Origin of the sequence: Ensifer adhaerens, assembly GCF_001270265.1 — a bacterium.
GTDB classification, from domain to species: domain Bacteria; phylum Pseudomonadota; class Alphaproteobacteria; order Rhizobiales; family Rhizobiaceae; genus Ensifer; species Ensifer adhaerens_B.
The window spans coordinates 128128-143487 of sequence record NZ_LGAP01000012.1; the positions used below are offsets into that span (position 1 = coordinate 128128).

Consider the following 15360-nt stretch of genomic DNA (forward strand, 5'->3'; position numbering starts at 1 on the left):
GCAATTACTCCGCCGCCATGGGTTCAGCGACAAGGTTGTCGCGCGCGTTTTCGGCATCGGCCGCCCGGCGGTGAGCCTTGCGGCGGGCGAGATAGGCGCTTGCCGTGCCAACGACGCCTTTCGGCAGGAATAGCGTGACAAAGACGAACAGTCCGCCAAGCGCAAACAGCCAGAATTCCGGAAAGGCGGCGGTGAAAATGCTCTTGCCGCCATTGACCAGGATTGCCCCGACGATCGGCCCGATCAACGTGCCGCGCCCTCCGACCGCCGTCCAGATGACGACTTCGATGGAATTGCCGGGCTCGAACTCGCCGGGATTGATGATGCCGACCTGCGGCACGTAAAGCGCGCCGGCAATGCCCGCCATCATCGCCGAGACGGTGAAGGCGAAGAGCTTGATATGCTCGACACGGTAGCCGAGAAAACGCGTGCGGCTTTCCGCGTCCCGCACGGCGACCAGCACCTTGCCGTATTTCGAGCGGACGATCGCCGTCGTCAGCACCAGACATAAGGCGAGCGTCAGGGCGGATGCGGCAAAAAGGGCGGCCCGCGTGCCGTCGGCCTGGATGTTGAAGCCGAGAATGTCCTTGAAGTCGGTCAGGCCATTGTTGCCGCCAAAACCCATGTCGTTGCGGAAGAAGGCAAGCAGCAGCGCATAGGTCATCGCCTGGGTGATGATCGAGAGGTAGACCCCGTTGACCCGCGAGCGGAAGGCAAACCAGCCGAAGACGAAGGCGAGCAGCCCGGGCACCAGCACCACCATCAATGCCGCAAACCAGAACATGTCGAAGCCCTGCCAGAACCAGGGCAATTCCTTCCAATTGAGAAAGACCATGAAATCCGGCAGCAGCGGATTGCCATAGGAGCCGCGCACGCCGATCTGGCGCATCAGATACATGCCCATGGCATAACCACCGAGCGCGAAGAACGCGGCATGGCCGAGCGAGAGGATGCCACAGAAGCCCCAGACCAGATCGAGCGCTAGCGCCAGCAAAGCGTAGGTCAGGTATTTGCCGAACAGCGAAACCAGAAAGGTCGGCACGTGCAGCGGGTGATCCGGCGCCGTCAGCAGATTGAGGGCCGGAATGGCGATGGCAAGACCCAGCAGGATCGCCACGACGACGACGATACTGCGATCGAGCGATTTGAGCAGAAACGACGTGATCATGCTTCCACCGCCCTTCCCTTGAGTGCGAAGAGGCCGCGCGGCTTCTTCTGGATGAAGAGGATGATCAGCACCAGAACGAGGATCTTGCCGAGAACGGCGCCCGCATAGGGCTCGAGGAACTTGTTGAGGATGCCGAGCGAAAACGCGCCAACCAGCGTCCCCCAAAGATTGCCGACCCCGCCGAAGACCACGACCATGAAGCTGTCGATGATGTAGCCCTGGCCGAGGTTGGGCGAGACATTGTCGATCTGCGACAGTGCGACGCCTGCCATGCCGGCGATGCCGGAACCAAGTGCAAAGGTTAGGGCGTCGACCCAAGGGGTGCGGATGCCCATGGACGAGGCCATGCGGCGGTTCTGGGTCACGGCCCGCATCCTCAGGCCCATCGACGTCCGTTTCAGCAGGAACAGCAGGGCGGCAAAGACGGCCAGCGCAAAGACGATAATCCAGAGCCGGTTCCAGGTGATCGTCAGACCGCCGAGTTCGAAGGCGCCCGCCATCCAGGAGGGGTTGCCGACCTCGCGATTGGTCGGCCCGAAGATCGAGCGGACCGATTGCTGCAGGATCAGCGAAATCCCCCAGGTGGCCAGCAGCGTTTCGAGCGGCCGGCCGTAGAGAAAGCGGATGACGCTGCGCTCGATGGCAAGACCGATGACCCCGGTGACGAGGAAGGCAAGCGGCAAGGCGATCGCGAGCGACCAGTCGAAGAGCGCCGGATAGGAGCCGCGGATAACATCCTGGACCAGGAATGTCGTATAGGCGCCGAGCATCACCATCTCGCCGTGCGCCATGTTGATGATGCCCATCACGCCAAAGGTGATAGCAAGGCCGATCGCCGCCAACAGAAGCACAGAACCGAGCGATAGCCCGTACCAGACGTTCTGGCCAGCGTTCCAGAATGCCTGCGCCTGCTCGATGCGCTGAAGCGCGGCTTCGATATCCGGTTTCAGGCTCGCATCCGCCGAAGAGAGCGCGGAGCTCAGCGCACCAAGCGCCTCGCGACCACCGCCTTCCGCCAGCAGTTTGATGGCCGCGCGCTTGTCGTCGTCGGAGCGGTCGGAAACCAGAAGCGTTACCGCGCGCGCCTCGTCGAGCGTCTTGCGCACCGTCACGTCCTTTTCGGCGGCGAGCGCCGTCTCGATCGCCTCAAGCGCGTCGGCGCTCGGGGTTTGGCGCATCGATTGCGCCGCCTTCAACCTTGCGCCCGCATCGGCGCTGAAAAGCGTCAGGCCGCCGAGTGCGCTTCGAACCGCGCGCCGGACGGCGTTGTTGACCTTGATTTTCTGCAGCTCGCCTTTCGGCACTTCGCCGAGTTGCGCGCCATCAAGCGGATCGACGAGAACAAGACTCGCACCCATTTCCGTTGTGAGGAACACGCCGCCATCGGCCTTTCGCGCGTAGAGATTGCCTTCGCCGAGCGCCTCGAGGACCGGGATGACGCGTGGATCACCGCTCTTGGCGAGCGCGGCGATGCGATCGTCGAGCTCTGCCAGCTTGGCCGTTCCGAGCGCACTGACGAGCGCACCAAGATCGTCCGCCGCGCGCAGGCCCGTGACATGGGCTGAAACCAGCAGGCAAAGGGTGATCAACAGGGTTTGCAGAATGCGATACATCGCCCTCTCGCTTGGTCTCGCTTGCCCGCGGCGAGCGCAAGGCAGGCGCCGCCATCGCGGCATGGAATTTCGAGATCCCTTCGCCCAACGGGAGCGTTGGGCGAAGGGTATGCCTGCCTATGATTTCGTCATTCAATGGGGAGCGAGGCGTTGGCCACGATCCGAAACTATCGCTAGGTGATGAAATCAGGAGCCCTTGCCGCCGCACTTGCCCGTGGCGACGTTGAAGTTGCCGCAGGACATCGGCGCGCGCCAATCGGCGATCAGGTCTTTGGAGTCGGGCAGATAGTCGGACCATTCGTCGCCGACCACGAGGCCGGGTGTTTCCCAGACCGTCTCGAACTGGCCGTCGCTCTGGATTTCACCGATCAGCACCGGCTTGGTGATGTGGTGGTTCGGCATCATCGTCGAATAACCGCCCGAGAGATTGGGCACCGAGACGCCGATCATCGCGTCGAGCACCGCGTCCGTATCGGTCGTGCCGGCCTTCTCGACAGCCTTCAGCCACATGTTGAAGCCAATGTAATGGGCTTCCATCGGGTCGTTGGTGACGCGCTTGTCGTTCTTGGTGTAGGCCTTCCAGGTCTTGATGAACTCGGCATTGGTAGGCGTATCGACCGACTGGAAGTAGTTCCAGGCGGCGAGGTGGCCGACGAGCGGCGACGTATCGAGACCGGCCAGTTCCTCTTCGCCGACAGAGAAGGCGACGACCGGGATATCCTCGGCCTTGACGCCCTGGTTCGCCAGTTCCTTGTAGAACGGCACGTTCGCGTCGCCGTTGATTGTCGAGACGACGGCCGTCTTCTTGCCTGCGGAACCGAATTTCTTGATGTCGGACACGATCGTCTGCCAGTCGGAATGACCGAAGGGCGTGTAGTTGATCATGATGTCCTCGGGCTTCACGCCCTTGGAGATGAGATAGGCCTCGAGGATCTTGTTTGTCGTGCGGGGATAGACGTAGTCTGTGCCCGCCAGCACCCAGCGTTCGACGCTTTCGTTTTCCATGAGGTAGTCGACGGCCGGAACGGCCTGCTGGTTCGGGGCGGCACCGGTGTAAAAGACGTTGCGCTGGCTTTCCTCACCCTCGTACTGCACGGGGTAGAACAGGATCGAATTTAGCTCCTCGAACACCGGCAGGACGGATTTGCGCGACACCGACGTCCAGCAGCCGAACACAGCCGAAACCTTGTCGACGGAAACGAGCTCGCGCGCCTTTTCGGCAAAGAGCGGCCAATCGGACGCCGGATCGACGACGACGGCTTCAAGCTTCTTGCCGAGCAGGCCGCCCTTCTTGTTCTGCTCGTCGATGAGCATGAGCATGGCGTCCTTCAACGTCGTCTCGGAGATCGCCATGGTGCCCGACAGCGAATGCAGAATGCCGACCTTGATCGTGTCGTCGGCCGCAAAAGCGCCGTTGAATGCCGTCGTCGACAGGACCGTTGCCAGCAAAGCGCCGGTGACGCGTGCCTTGATATTCATCTGATTGAACCCCTCTCGTTCTGTTCGCCGCAACGAGGCTTCGTTCCTTTTGACCGTTGCTTGAGGGATCATCCGCCAGTCCTGCTGCACTGCACATACGTCATTCTACGTAGGTCGAGGGGGCAAAGAGGATGTTAGAAGCAACCACGTTTGGCTCGTGGCAACGAAAATGGACTCCAAAGTAATCCCAAAATGGCTCCGGACCATTTGCAGTGGCAACCCAGCAGCTTAGACACCCCGGATCCCGAAACTGCGTGTAAGGGGGCACCGGGACGCTGACAAGGCGTTTGCGCGGATGCCGTTGACCAGCAAGAGCTCCATACTGGGCGCTTCTCCAGCTGTGAGGCCCAACTTGATGCAAGGGTGTTGAGTTTACGCGTGACTTTGCACTTCTCGAGCACTTGGCTCCTTACGATGTACTAATCGGTCGCGACGTGTTGCGCGACCGCCATTTCAACCGTGGCTTGCGAGCGGCGCAGTTCTGGCTATATGCACCCAAGTGATGCAAGAGCGTTTAGTTGAACCCCACTGACATGATCAGCGCGTGATTTGGGGTGCCCGAGTGGCCTGCCCTGCGCTAAATCGACGTCGGGCCAGGCATCAACTCATACGGATGAAGCCAACCCGGCATGTTTCGAATGCGGTCCTTCCACTCGGCGATCGCCGGGAACGCACTATGATCAATTCCCGTTTCCTCAGGCATGAACACGTAACCGGACAGAGAGAGGTCCGCTATCGTCAAGCGATCGCCAACCATAAACGGTCGGCTCCTAAGATGCTCGTCAACAATGCTGTAGGCTGCGACTGCACGCTGCCGTAGAAAGGCAGTCACTGGCGTTTCGCCCGACTTCTGAAGACCGTAGATGAACCGTAGCGTTGCGTAGTAGCTCGTGAACTTGTGGTTATCGAACAGGATCCACCGCAAGATTTCACGCCGCTCGTCGGCCGTTTCCGGACCAAACTTTCCCGTCAATTCGGCCAGATAATCGAGGATGACTCCGGACTGGCTGATCTTCGCTCCTGCGTGCTCCAATACGGGGGCTTCCCCCTGTTCGTTCATACGGCGTCGCCACTCCTCGCTTCGTGTCTCGCCCTCGAAATAATCGACGAGCACACTCTCCCACTTGATGCCCGCGAGCGCGAAAAACAGTGCAACCTTGTAAGAGTTTCCCGAAAGCGCAAAGCAGTGCAGCTTGAAATCGGGCATGGTAGTTTCTCCCAACGCTATGGTGATGCCAGAATACGCGCGCTTGCGAGCGTGGACGCAAGCGCGTCCGTCGCATTCGTGACCGATAGCACCTACACACCCAGACCGCGAGCCCTCATGAACCAAGGCCTACGCCCAGACGAACAGTCGTGCGATTACGCCTTCAAGGCACTTCGGCTGAGCCCGTTCGATCCCGCAGGTTCGCCGGCGAGATTTTCATGTGCTATGAAAGCCACCGCCGACCAAGAGGACCACATGAGCGACGACAACATCATTAAGTTTGAACGACGGAAACCAAAGCAGGAGCCACGCTCGGCCAGCCCAATGCAGCGGAAAGCCCTAACTTGGCTCGCGGTGATTGCGGGGTTGGTCCTCGTGTGGGCGTATTATCAGTTCATCTCGCCGCCAAGCCTGCCATGAGAGCAGGTGGTGTTGCATTCTCCAGCTTCTTGATCGCTGGTCGCGGCATATTCAGAGCCATTTTGGGTTGCTTTCGAGCCAATCCAAAACACCGAAGGGCGGAACAGGCAAAGAGAATCAATAGCTTGCGGAGGCATTGAGCCAAACATCGTTGCTCTTAACAGAGGAAGCAGCGATCGGCGTGAATCGGGGTTCACGGCGTTGCGTGGAAATTGCGCGAAGGCGATGACGTCGAAATCAACGCGCCGGTCTGGCCGCAGCATGATGTTTCCGGCTATTGAGACTCCTCGACGGCCAACCGGCCGCGACGAGCATCTCAGCACAGGTGAAAGATCATGAAGGCACGAATCAAGTGGGTTGAAGAGCGGACATTCGTCGGCGAATCCGGGAGCGGTCACAAGATCGTCCTCGGAACTGCTTCCGGTCCGGAGGGGCGCACGCCGGGCCCAAGCCCGATGGAGTTGATGCTGATCGGCGCCGGCGGCTGTTCGGCCTACGACGTGGTTCATATCCTCGAAAAGGGCCGCGAACCGGTCGAAGATTGCACCGTAGAGCTCGACGCGGAGCGGGCAGAAGAGGACCCGCGGGTCTTTACCCGGATCCATATGCACTTCGTGGTGAAAGGGCGGGGCCTTGCGGAGAAAAAGGTCGAGCGGGCGATCGCCCTGTCGCTTGAAAAATACTGCTCGGCGTCGGCGATGCTCGCGAAGTCCGCGACGATTACCCATGATTTTGCCGTCGTCGACACCACCGCTGTGATTGGGTGACCTTTCAAGCTTGCTTTCGCCATCTCCGCACTGCATAAATTTCACGCACCGAATATCGATGCTGCGAAAATAGGCAGTTGTCTGCCGGCAATGCGAGAGATGACGAGGCCACATGGCGGCACGCCAGCGTATCATTCCCGTTCGACGAGAATACAATCGCTGGGTCGCCGACCAGACGCTTGAAGACTATGCGCTGCGCTTCACGGCCAAGAGTGCGCGGCGCTTCTCCTCCGAGCGCATCTCGCAGACCGCGATCGGCGCGATTTCGTTCCTGGCGCTGGAGGCGATCGGCGGCGCCATCACCATGTCCTACGGCACGACCAACGCCATCGTCGCCATCCTGATCGCCAGCCTGATGATCCTGACGGTCGGCCTGCCGATCAGCCGCTACGCGATCCGCCACGGCGTCGATATCGACCTTCTGACCCGTGGCGCAAGCTTCGGCTACATCGGCTCGACGCTGACCTCGCTGATCTATGCCAGCTTCACCTTCATCCTTTTTGCGATCGAAGCCTCGATCATGTCGGGGGCGCTCGAGCTTGCGCTCGGCATACCGCTTTGGGTCGGCTACATCGTCAGCGCGGTCGTCGTCATCCCGCTCGTCACCCACGGCGTGCGCCTCATCAGCAAGTTCCAGTTGATCACCCAGCCCTTCTGGATCGTGCTCAACGTCCTACCCTTCGTCTTCATCGCCTTTGCCGACTGGGAGAAGGTCGGCATCTGGCTCGCCTATGCCGGCATCCATCATGCGTCCGGGCCGCCGGGCACGCTCGCGCCCTTCGACCTCATCGCGTTCGGGGCCGCCTCCGCGGTGATCTTCGCGCTGATGGCGCAGATCGGCGAGCAGGTCGACTTCCTGCGCTTTCTGCCGCCGGACGGCCAGCGTAAACTGCGTCATCGCGTCGCCGTCTTCCTGGCCGGTTCCGGCTGGGTGCTGGTCGGTGCGCCAAAGCTTTTGGCCGGCTCCTTTCTCGTCGTGCTGGCGCTTTCCTCCGGCGTTCCGTCGACGCGGGCCGCCGACCCGGCACAGATGTACTACACCGCCTTCGGCTACATGATCCCGTCTGCGACGGCCGCCCTCCTTTTGATGGTCGCCTTCGTCGTCGTCTCGCAGTTGAAGATCAACGTCATGAACGCCTATGCCGGGTCGCTCGCCTGGTCCAATTTCTTCTCGCGCCTCACCCACAGCCATCCCGGTCGCGTCGTCTGGCTGGTGTTCAACGTGGCGATCGCACTGCTCTTGATGGAGCTCGGCATCTACCGGCTGCTCGAAGAAACGCTCGGCGTCTTCTCTATCATCGCCATGGCATGGCTCTGCACCATTTCAGCCGACCTCTTCGTCAACAAGCCGCTCGGTCTCTCGCCGCCCGGGATCGAGTTCAAGCGCGCGCATCTCTACGACATCAACCCGGTCGGCCTCGGCGCCATGGCGCTTTCGGCAACGATCGCGCTGACGGCGCATTTCGGCGCCTTCGGCACCATTGCCGCATCGCTTGCACCTTATATTGCCCTGATCGTCGCCTTCATCGCCTCGCCGCTGATCGCCTGGGCGACCGGCGGCAAATATTACCTCGCCCGCAAGCCGAGAAAGAGCTGGGCCAGAGAGAGCGAGATCACCTGCTCGATTTGCGAGCATCCCTTCGAGCCGGAGGACATGGCCTGGTGTCCGGCCTATGCCGCCCCCATCTGTTCGCTCTGCTGTTCACTCGACAGCCGCTGCCACGACATGTGCAAGCCGAAGGCGCGGTTCAATGCGCAGGTGGCAACGGTCGCGCACGTCCTTCTGCCTGAAACGGTGACCGCCAAGCTCACGACACGGCTCGGTCGTTACGCCGTTTCGGCGGTGCTCTCGATCGCAGGCATAGGTCTGATCCTGGCGATGATCGCGCACCAGACAGGCAACGCCTCGCCGGAAACGGCGACCGTCGTAGAGCGAACGATTGCAGTCGTCTTCTTTGTCTTTGCCGTGCTTGCCGGTATCGTCTGTTGGTTCTATGTGCTCGCCCATGACAGCCGCGTCGTTGCCGAGGAAGAATCATCGCGACAGAACACGCTGCTCCTGAAAGAAATCGCCGCGCACAAGAAGACCGATGCGGCCCTGCAGCAGGCAAAGGAGACCGCCGAGGCGGCCAATCGCGCCAAAAGCCGCTATGTCGTCGGTCTCAGCCATGAGCTGCGCACGCCGCTCAACGCTGTGCTCGGTTACGCGCAGGTGCTTGAGCGCGACGAAACGATCCCGCCGGCGCGACAGGGCGCGATCAAGGTGATCAAGCGCAGCGCCGACCACCTCTCCGGCCTCATCGACGGGCTTCTCGATATCTCGAAGATCGAGGCCGGCAAGCTGCAGATCTATTCAAACGAGATCAACATTCACGACTTCCTCGATCAGGTCATCGAGATGTTCCGCCCGCAGGCGCAGGCGAAAGGCATCGCCTTCGAACATCGGCGCCCGCCCGCCTTGCCGCGCTACGTCAAGACGGATGAAAAACGGCTGCGCCAGATCCTCGTCAACCTTCTATCCAATGCCCTGAAGTTCACCGAACGCGGCGAGATCCGCTTCGACGTCGACTATCGCAGCCAGGTCGCGACGTTCACGATCAGTGATAGTGGCCGCGGCATTGCCGAGAAGGATCTGCCGCGCATCTTCGATCCCTTCCAGCGCGGCGAGGCGGAGCACCTCGGCAGCATGCCGGGCTTGGGCCTCGGATTGACCATCACCCGATTGCTGACCCAGACGCTTGGTGGCGAAATATCCGTGACCAGCGAGCCGAACAAGGGCACGACCTTCAGGGTCCGGCTGATGCTTTCCGCCGTCGATCGGCCGGCGCCGCTGGTGGCGGTGCGCCGGATCACATCCTATCTCGGCCCGCGGCGCACGATCATGGTCGTCGACGACAACGCCGACCACCGCGACCTGATGCGTGAAATTCTTACACCGATGGACTTCACCGTGCTTGCGGCCGAAAGCGGCAAGCAATGCCTTGCGATGGTTGAGGCGCTGGCGCCGGACATCTTCCTGGTCGACATCTCCATGCCTGATATGAACGGTTGGGAACTCGTCGACAGACTGCGCCGAGGCGGCCAGACGGCGCCGATCATCATGCTGTCCGCCAATATCGGCGACGGCTCGACCACCGGCGCCCATGTCGGCCACAACGATACGCTCGCCAAGCCCTTCGGCGTCGGCCAGCTCGCAGACAAGATCGCCATCCAGCTCGGCCTCACCTGGATCCATGATGGCGAAGCGTCCGAGGAGCCGAGAGACGCAAGAAGGGCTGAGATGACGCTGCCCGGCTGGCACCATGTCGAGGAGTTAATCCGGCTCGGCGAGATCGGCTACGTCAGGGGCATCGAGGCCAAGCTCACGGAGATCGCCCTGGAACCGGAACACCAGCTCTTCGTCGAGGCTGCCCGCGCCTATGTCCAGGCCTTCGACCTCTCGGGCTATGATGCCTTCTTGAAGGAGAAAGCGGAGAATGGAGCCGTCACCCGTGGTTGAGACTTACGCTCGTCGCGACATCGTGCTGCTGGTGGACGATTCTCCCGAAGCGCTGGGTTTCCTGACCGAAGCGCTGGAGCAGTCTGGCTTCTCCGTGCTGATCGCCACCTCGGGCCATGCCGCCCTATCGATTGCCGAGCGGATCACGCCCGACGTCATTCTGCTGGACGCGGTCATGCCCGGCATGGACGGTTTCGAAACCTGTCTGAGACTGAAGGCCAATCCCTCCGTCGGCCAAACGCCTGTGCTGTTCATGACCGGGCTCACGGAAACCGAGCATGTGGTTCATGCGCTCGAGGCCGGTGGGGTCGACTACCTGACGAAACCGATCAACATCGATGAGCTGAGGGCCCGCATCCGCGTTCACCTCTCCAACGCCCGCTCCGCGCAAAGCGCGCGCGTCGCACTCGACGCCGCCGGACGCCATCTGCTTGCCGTGCGCTCGGATGGCGGCGTTCGCTGGTCGACACCGCAGGCCAACCGCCTCGTCAACGCCGCAACCGGCAGTGACGAGGGCCTTGCGACGATCGCACACCGTATCGCCGCCTGGCTGGACAAGACCGGGGCCGGCGGCAGGCGGGAGAACAGTTTTACGCTCGAAGAGCCCGGGCAGTCCGGACTGCAAATCTCGTTTCTCGGTGCGATCGGCGCCGACGAATACCTGTTCCGGCTGACGGCCGAAAGCCGACGCAGCGACGACGAGATGCTGCGGCAGCATTTCGCACTGACCCAACGCGAATCCGAAGTGCTGCTCTGGATCGCCAAGGGGAAATCCAACCGCGACATCGGCGAGATCCTCGGCTTGAGCTCGCGCACCGTCACCAAGCATCTCGAGCAGATCTACGTGAAGCTCGGCGTCGAAAACCGCGCTTCCGCCGCCGTCAAGGCGACACAGGTCCTGCACGGGATATAGCCGGCGACAAGCTTGCCGTTTCTGGGAAGAAACAGGCGCCGGCGATGCTATGTCGCCGCCCACCCTTTCGGACCTCCGTTGCTGCCGGCCTTCATCGCGTCCGCCTGGCGCTCGATAAGGGCCGTGTAAGCGTCTGAAAAACCGGAGAGCGATCGGGTTCGCCTTGCCTCTGGTGATCCCGACCTTTCCTGGTGTACCATCGCGGACTCTGAACGGAGGGTTGCGACATGCTGCGATGGCTAGTGCTTGCCGCCGCGACGACATCGCTCGCCGGGGGCGCGCAAGCGGATGAAGGCGCGTTCCTGAAGTCGCTGCAGGGCAGTTGGACGGGCGGAGGAACGGTCAGGATCCGCGCCCACATGTCGCCGATCAACGTCTCCTGCAACTTCGATTCTCAGTCAGAAGGGCTGGCGCTGTCGATGGAAGGCGTGTGCCGCGGCCTGATCCTGATTTCACGCACCATCGACGCCAAGCTCCGGTTCAGCGGGTCGAAATACAGCGGATCCTACGTCGGGCCGCGTGGAGGACGGGCGGGCCTGAGCGGCAACCGCCGCGGCAACGCCATCAACCTTACCATTCGCTGGGCAAAGGAAGTCAACGGCGACCGCAGCGCCAAGCTGACGCTGCAGAAGGTGGGGGTGAACGGGATGCGACTGACCACGGTCGACGTCGACCCGGCATCCGGCGACAAGGTCGTCACCAGCGAGATCAACCTGCACCGCAAGTGACGCGGTGATTGGCCGCGGCTAAGGCTGCGCCGAGGAAAAATTTCGCTGGTAGGTCGCGTTCAACAGCGTTTCCGCCGCGGTCGCTGCCGTTGCCGGATCGCGTGCTTCAATGGCTTCGACGATCGCTTCGTGCATCTTCAAGGAGTGCTGCAGTCCGCCAAACGTCCTGAGCGTCCTTGGAATACTGATCGTCAGCGCGGTGCGGATCACCGATGAGACCGGCAGGAGAAAGCGGTTGTGCGCCGCCTGGATGATCTCCAGGTGGAATTCGATGTCGGCTTCGATGGCGGCAGAAACCGTCGCGTGGTCTTCGGTCATGCGAGCGTAAGCCGCGCGGATGCGCACGAGTTCGTCCACCGACCCGCGGCGGGCAGCAAGGTCCGCTGCCATCGGCTCGATCGCCAAGCGGATTTCGAACAGTTCTTCGGCCAATTGCTGCTGGTCGTCCGCACCCTCATGCCAGGAAAGCACCACCGGATCGAGCGTGTTCCAATGCTCCGGAGCCCGGACGCGGGTGCCCAGGCGGGGCTTGGCTTCGATAAAACCCTTGGTCGAGAGGATCTTCAGCGCCTCGCGCAAGGTCGTCCGGCTGACGCGCAAATTGCCCAGCATCTCGGATTCCTTTGGCAGGATGTCGCCGGGTTTGAGTTCGCCGAGCGCGATCCTGCGTCCGATCTCCGCCGCGATCTGCGCGGGTAAGCCGCGATCACCGATCGTAAATGTCGTCATCAGCCGTCCGTTTCCGCAATCCCGGCGCACATCCTGGCGCGATTCGACACCTTGCTACCATAGCTATTGCGGCGCCCCAACCTGGCTAGGCCAGCATCAAGCTGGCGGTGGCGCCTACTCTTCGCCGAGACGGCCAAGCTCGCCCGCGAAACGCCGAACCATCGCCAATCCGGTCTCGGTCGGGCGCAGCGCAGGCGCGCGATCGAAGACGGGCAGGCCGGCGCGTTCGCCGAAGAGACGTTTGCCGTAGCACATCAGGTTCTCGATCCCCTGCATGGTGAACACCACCGCCGGCAACATGTCGCGATAGGCCGCTTCCGCCTCCTCGTCCCAGCCGTCGCGATAGAATTCATAGGCCTTCACCGCATGATCGATGCAATCGGGCGCGAGGATGAAGCCGCGGCATCCGGCGCGCAGATTGTCGATCAGTTCAAGGCCGGCACGGCCGTTGAAGACCGGTAATCGGCCTTCGGTAAGCTCGATCAACGCAGCAATATCGACCACCGGCCCCTCGCCCTTGATGAGGGTAATATTCGGATGCTGGCGGACGAGTTCGGCAATGTCGATCGCCGTCAGCCCTCTGCCCATGAAGGCGGGCGCATTCTGGATTGCGACGGGCACATCGATCGCATCGGCGACGCGGCCGAAGAAGCGGATATATTCCTGTGCCGAGAACTGGCCGACGATCGGCGGCTGCAGGATCAGCCAGTCAGCGCCGACCTCAACGGCATGGCGGGCCTGGCGCACCTGCTCTTCGACCGATGGGCCGATGATGGTCAGCGCCACCGGTACGCGACCGGCGGTGTCCTCGACCAGCCATTCCATGACCGCCATGCGTTCGGCCTCGCTCAGCTTCGAGGCCTCGGTCGCAAGGCCAAGGGCTGCCATGCCATGCACACCGGCAACGAGGCAGACTTCCGTCTGCCGCCGCATGGCCTCGCGGTCGAGCTTTTCGTTTCCATCAAACAGCGCGTAAAGTATGGCGTGGATGCCATGCAGGCCGACGGGATCGAAACGGGACATCGTCGCTCCTCCTCAATGGCTCTCGCGCGGCACGGCGTGCCCGCGACAGCCGACAAGGAAGTCGAGATCGGCGCCGCGATCGGCCTGCATCACGCGCTCGACATAAAGGCCCTGATAGCCGCCAGGCATGGCGATCGCCGGCGGCGCCCATTCCTGCCGCCGACGCGTCAGCTCCGCCTCGTCGACGTCGAGGTGCAGCCGGCGCCCGGCCACGTCGAGCTCGATCCAGTCGCCTTCCCTGACCAACGCCAGCGCACCGCCGACCGCAGCCTCCGGCGCGACATGCAGCACGACGGTGCCAAAGGCCGTCCCCGACATGCGGGCGTCGGAGATGCGCACCATGTCGCGCACGCCCTTCTTCAAGAGCTTCTGCGGCAGCGCCATGTTGCCGACCTCGGCCATACCCGGATAACCCTTGGGGCCGCAGTTCTTCAGAACCATGACGGAGGTCTCGTCGATATCGAGGTCGGCATCGTCGATGCGCTGCTTGTAGTGATCGATCGTTTCGAAGACCACTGCGCGGCCGCGATGCTGCATCAAGGCCGGCGTTGCCGCAGACGGTTTCAGTATCGCCCCCTGAGGCGCGAGATTGCCCTTCAGAACGGCAATGCCGCCCTGCTGCGTCAACGCCACGGCGCGCGGCAGGATGACATCGGTGTTGTAGTTCTCCGCGGCAGCAATGTTTGCGCCGACGCTTTTGCCGGCCACCGTCGGGTTGTCGAGATCGAGCAGGTCGGCGATTTCCTTCATGACGGCGGGAAGGCCGCCGGCATAGCAGAAGTCCTCCATCAGGAAGGTGCCGGAGGGCATGAGATTGAGGATCGTCGGAATGCCCCGGCCAAATCGGTCCCAATCCTCGAGCGTCAGTTCGGTTCCCACCCGCCCGGCAATCGCCAGCAGATGAACGACGGCATTGGTCGAGCCGCCAATGGCGCCATTGACGCGAATGGCGTTGGCGAAAGCCGCGCGCGTCAGGATATGCGACGGGCGCAAGTCCTCGGCGACCATCGCGACGATCCGCCTGCCGGAAAGCTGCGCCAGGCGGGCGCGGTGTGCATCGACTGCGGGGTAAGCCGCGTTGCCGGGCAGAGCCAGTCCCAAGGCTTCTGCCATCGACGCCATGGTCGAGGCGGTGCCCATGGTCATGCAGTGACCTGGCGAACGCGACATGGCGCTTTCCGCGGCCATGAATTCGGCAGGGGTCATGACACCGGCGCGGACATCCTCAGAGAATTTCCAGACATCCGTGCCCGAGCCGATCGTCCTGCCCTTCAGGCGGCCGTTCAGCATCGGCCCGCCCGAAACGACGATCGCCGGAAGATCGCAGGATGCCGCCCCCATGACGAGGGATGGCGTGGTCTTGTCGCAGCCGGCCATCAGCACGACACCGTCGATCGGGTTGCCGCGTATGGCCTCTTCCACATCCATGGAGGCGAGGTTGCGAAAGAGCATGGCGGTCGGACGCAAGTTGGACTCGCCGCAGGAAAACACTGGAAATTCCAGAGGCAGGCCGCCCGCCTCCAGCACGCCGGCCTTGATATGTTCGACCAAGCCACGAAAGTGGGCGTTGCACGGCGTGAGTTCGGAGAAGGTATTGCAGATGCCGATGACAGGGCGGCCGTCGAAGGCGTCGTCCGGCAGACCGTTGTTCTTCATCCAGCTGCGATGAATGAAGGCATCCTTGTCGAACCCTCCGAACCAATGCTGTGATCTCAGTTTTCTCGACACGTCCGGCCCTCCCTACGCACCTGCCATTCGTCGGCCTCCAGGCGCTTTTCATTTCTCATATAATCGGAGTTATTCACGGTCAAGTG

Annotated in this window: 12 protein-coding genes; 4 read left to right on the forward strand and 8 right to left on the reverse strand. The window is 62.1% G+C overall.

Annotated elements, in window-relative coordinates; genetic code table 11:
- Positions 1-4: 4 nt before the first annotated feature.
- The 5 genes from urtC to AC244_RS36565 form a co-directional block, all read right to left on the reverse strand.
- The gene (gene urtC / locus AC244_RS18665) at positions 5-1168 is read right to left on the reverse strand and encodes an urea ABC transporter permease subunit UrtC (RefSeq protein ID WP_053250316.1); all 1164 of its coding nucleotides are present in this window, start codon (positions 1166-1168) and stop codon (positions 5-7) included.
- A complete protein-coding gene (gene urtB / locus AC244_RS18670) occupies positions 1165-2781 on the reverse strand; it encodes an urea ABC transporter permease subunit UrtB (protein WP_053250317.1) in 1617 nt (538 codons plus the stop codon). The genes urtC and urtB overlap by 4 nt, the downstream gene beginning before the upstream one ends.
- A gap of 186 nt (positions 2782-2967) precedes the next feature.
- A complete protein-coding gene (gene urtA / locus AC244_RS18675) occupies positions 2968-4260 on the reverse strand; it encodes an urea ABC transporter substrate-binding protein (protein WP_053250318.1) in 1293 nt (430 codons plus the stop codon).
- A 577-nt stretch (positions 4261-4837) separates the two neighbouring features.
- Positions 4838-5467 carry a glutathione S-transferase family protein gene (locus AC244_RS18680; RefSeq protein WP_053250319.1) on the reverse strand — a complete coding sequence of 210 codons (630 nt, stop codon included), beginning with the start codon at positions 5465-5467 and terminating at the stop codon, positions 4838-4840.
- 389 nt (positions 5468-5856) lie between these two features.
- Entirely contained in the window at positions 5857-6150 is a 294-nt protein-coding gene (locus AC244_RS36565) for a hypothetical protein (RefSeq protein ID WP_152976013.1), read from the reverse strand.
- A gap of 72 nt (positions 6151-6222) precedes the next feature.
- On the opposite strand from AC244_RS36565, the gene AC244_RS18690 reads away from it, so the two are divergent.
- The 4 genes from AC244_RS18690 to AC244_RS18705 all read left to right on the forward strand — a co-directional run bounded on the left by AC244_RS18690 (position 6223) and on the right by AC244_RS18705 (position 11794).
- Positions 6223-6654, forward strand: coding sequence for an OsmC family protein (locus AC244_RS18690; RefSeq protein WP_053250321.1), 432 nt, complete (start codon positions 6223-6225; stop codon positions 6652-6654).
- A 112-nt stretch (positions 6655-6766) separates the two neighbouring features.
- Positions 6767-10153 (forward strand): ATP-binding protein, encoded by a 3387-nt coding sequence (locus AC244_RS18695; RefSeq protein WP_053250322.1) that lies wholly within the window; start codon positions 6767-6769, stop codon positions 10151-10153.
- Positions 10131-11066 (forward strand): response regulator, encoded by a 936-nt coding sequence (locus AC244_RS18700; RefSeq protein ID WP_053250323.1) that lies wholly within the window; start codon positions 10131-10133, stop codon positions 11064-11066. Before AC244_RS18695 ends, AC244_RS18700 begins: the two co-directional genes overlap by 23 nt.
- Before the next feature lie 227 nt (positions 11067-11293).
- On the forward strand, positions 11294-11794 hold the full coding sequence (locus AC244_RS18705) for a hypothetical protein (RefSeq protein ID WP_053250324.1): 501 nt from the start codon (positions 11294-11296) through the stop codon (positions 11792-11794).
- An 18-nt stretch (positions 11795-11812) separates the two neighbouring features.
- Here AC244_RS18705 and AC244_RS18710 read toward each other — a convergent pair whose 3' ends face one another.
- From AC244_RS18710 to AC244_RS18720, 3 genes are all read right to left on the reverse strand, one after another.
- The gene (locus AC244_RS18710) at positions 11813-12523 is read right to left on the reverse strand and encodes a FadR/GntR family transcriptional regulator (RefSeq protein ID WP_053250325.1); all 711 of its coding nucleotides are present in this window, start codon (positions 12521-12523) and stop codon (positions 11813-11815) included.
- Positions 12524-12637: 114 nt separating this feature from the next.
- Positions 12638-13546 (reverse strand): dihydrodipicolinate synthase family protein, encoded by a 909-nt coding sequence (locus AC244_RS18715; RefSeq protein ID WP_053250326.1) that lies wholly within the window; start codon positions 13544-13546, stop codon positions 12638-12640.
- 12 nt (positions 13547-13558) lie between these two features.
- On the reverse strand, positions 13559-15274 hold the full coding sequence (locus AC244_RS18720) for an IlvD/Edd family dehydratase (RefSeq protein ID WP_053250327.1): 1716 nt from the start codon (positions 15272-15274) through the stop codon (positions 13559-13561).
- Positions 15275-15360: the final 86 nt, after the last annotated feature.

Bases quoted from the DNA above. Each gene is read 5' to 3' on its own strand.
- urtC (WP_053250316.1), bottom strand. From the start codon at position 1,168: ATGATCACGTCGTTTCTGCTCAAATCGCTCGATCGCAGTATCGTCGTC.
- urtB (WP_053250317.1), bottom strand. From the start codon at position 2,781: ATGTATCGCATTCTGCAAACCCTGTTGATCACCCTTTGCCTGCTGGTT.
- urtA (WP_053250318.1), bottom strand. From the start codon at position 4,260: ATGAATATCAAGGCACGCGTCACCGGCGCTTTGCTGGCAACGGTCCTG.
- AC244_RS18680 (WP_053250319.1), bottom strand. From the start codon at position 5,467: ATGCCCGATTTCAAGCTGCACTGCTTTGCGCTTTCGGGAAACTCTTAC.
- AC244_RS36565 (WP_152976013.1), bottom strand. From the start codon at position 6,150: ATGCTGCGGCCAGACCGGCGCGTTGATTTCGACGTCATCGCCTTCGCG.
- AC244_RS18690 (WP_053250321.1), top strand. From the start codon at position 6,223: ATGAAGGCACGAATCAAGTGGGTTGAAGAGCGGACATTCGTCGGCGAA.
- AC244_RS18695 (WP_053250322.1), top strand. From the start codon at position 6,767: ATGGCGGCACGCCAGCGTATCATTCCCGTTCGACGAGAATACAATCGC.
- AC244_RS18700 (WP_053250323.1), top strand. From the start codon at position 10,131: ATGGAGCCGTCACCCGTGGTTGAGACTTACGCTCGTCGCGACATCGTG.
- AC244_RS18705 (WP_053250324.1), top strand. From the start codon at position 11,294: ATGCTGCGATGGCTAGTGCTTGCCGCCGCGACGACATCGCTCGCCGGG.
- AC244_RS18710 (WP_053250325.1), bottom strand. From the start codon at position 12,523: ATGACGACATTTACGATCGGTGATCGCGGCTTACCCGCGCAGATCGCG.
- AC244_RS18715 (WP_053250326.1), bottom strand. From the start codon at position 13,546: ATGTCCCGTTTCGATCCCGTCGGCCTGCATGGCATCCACGCCATACTT.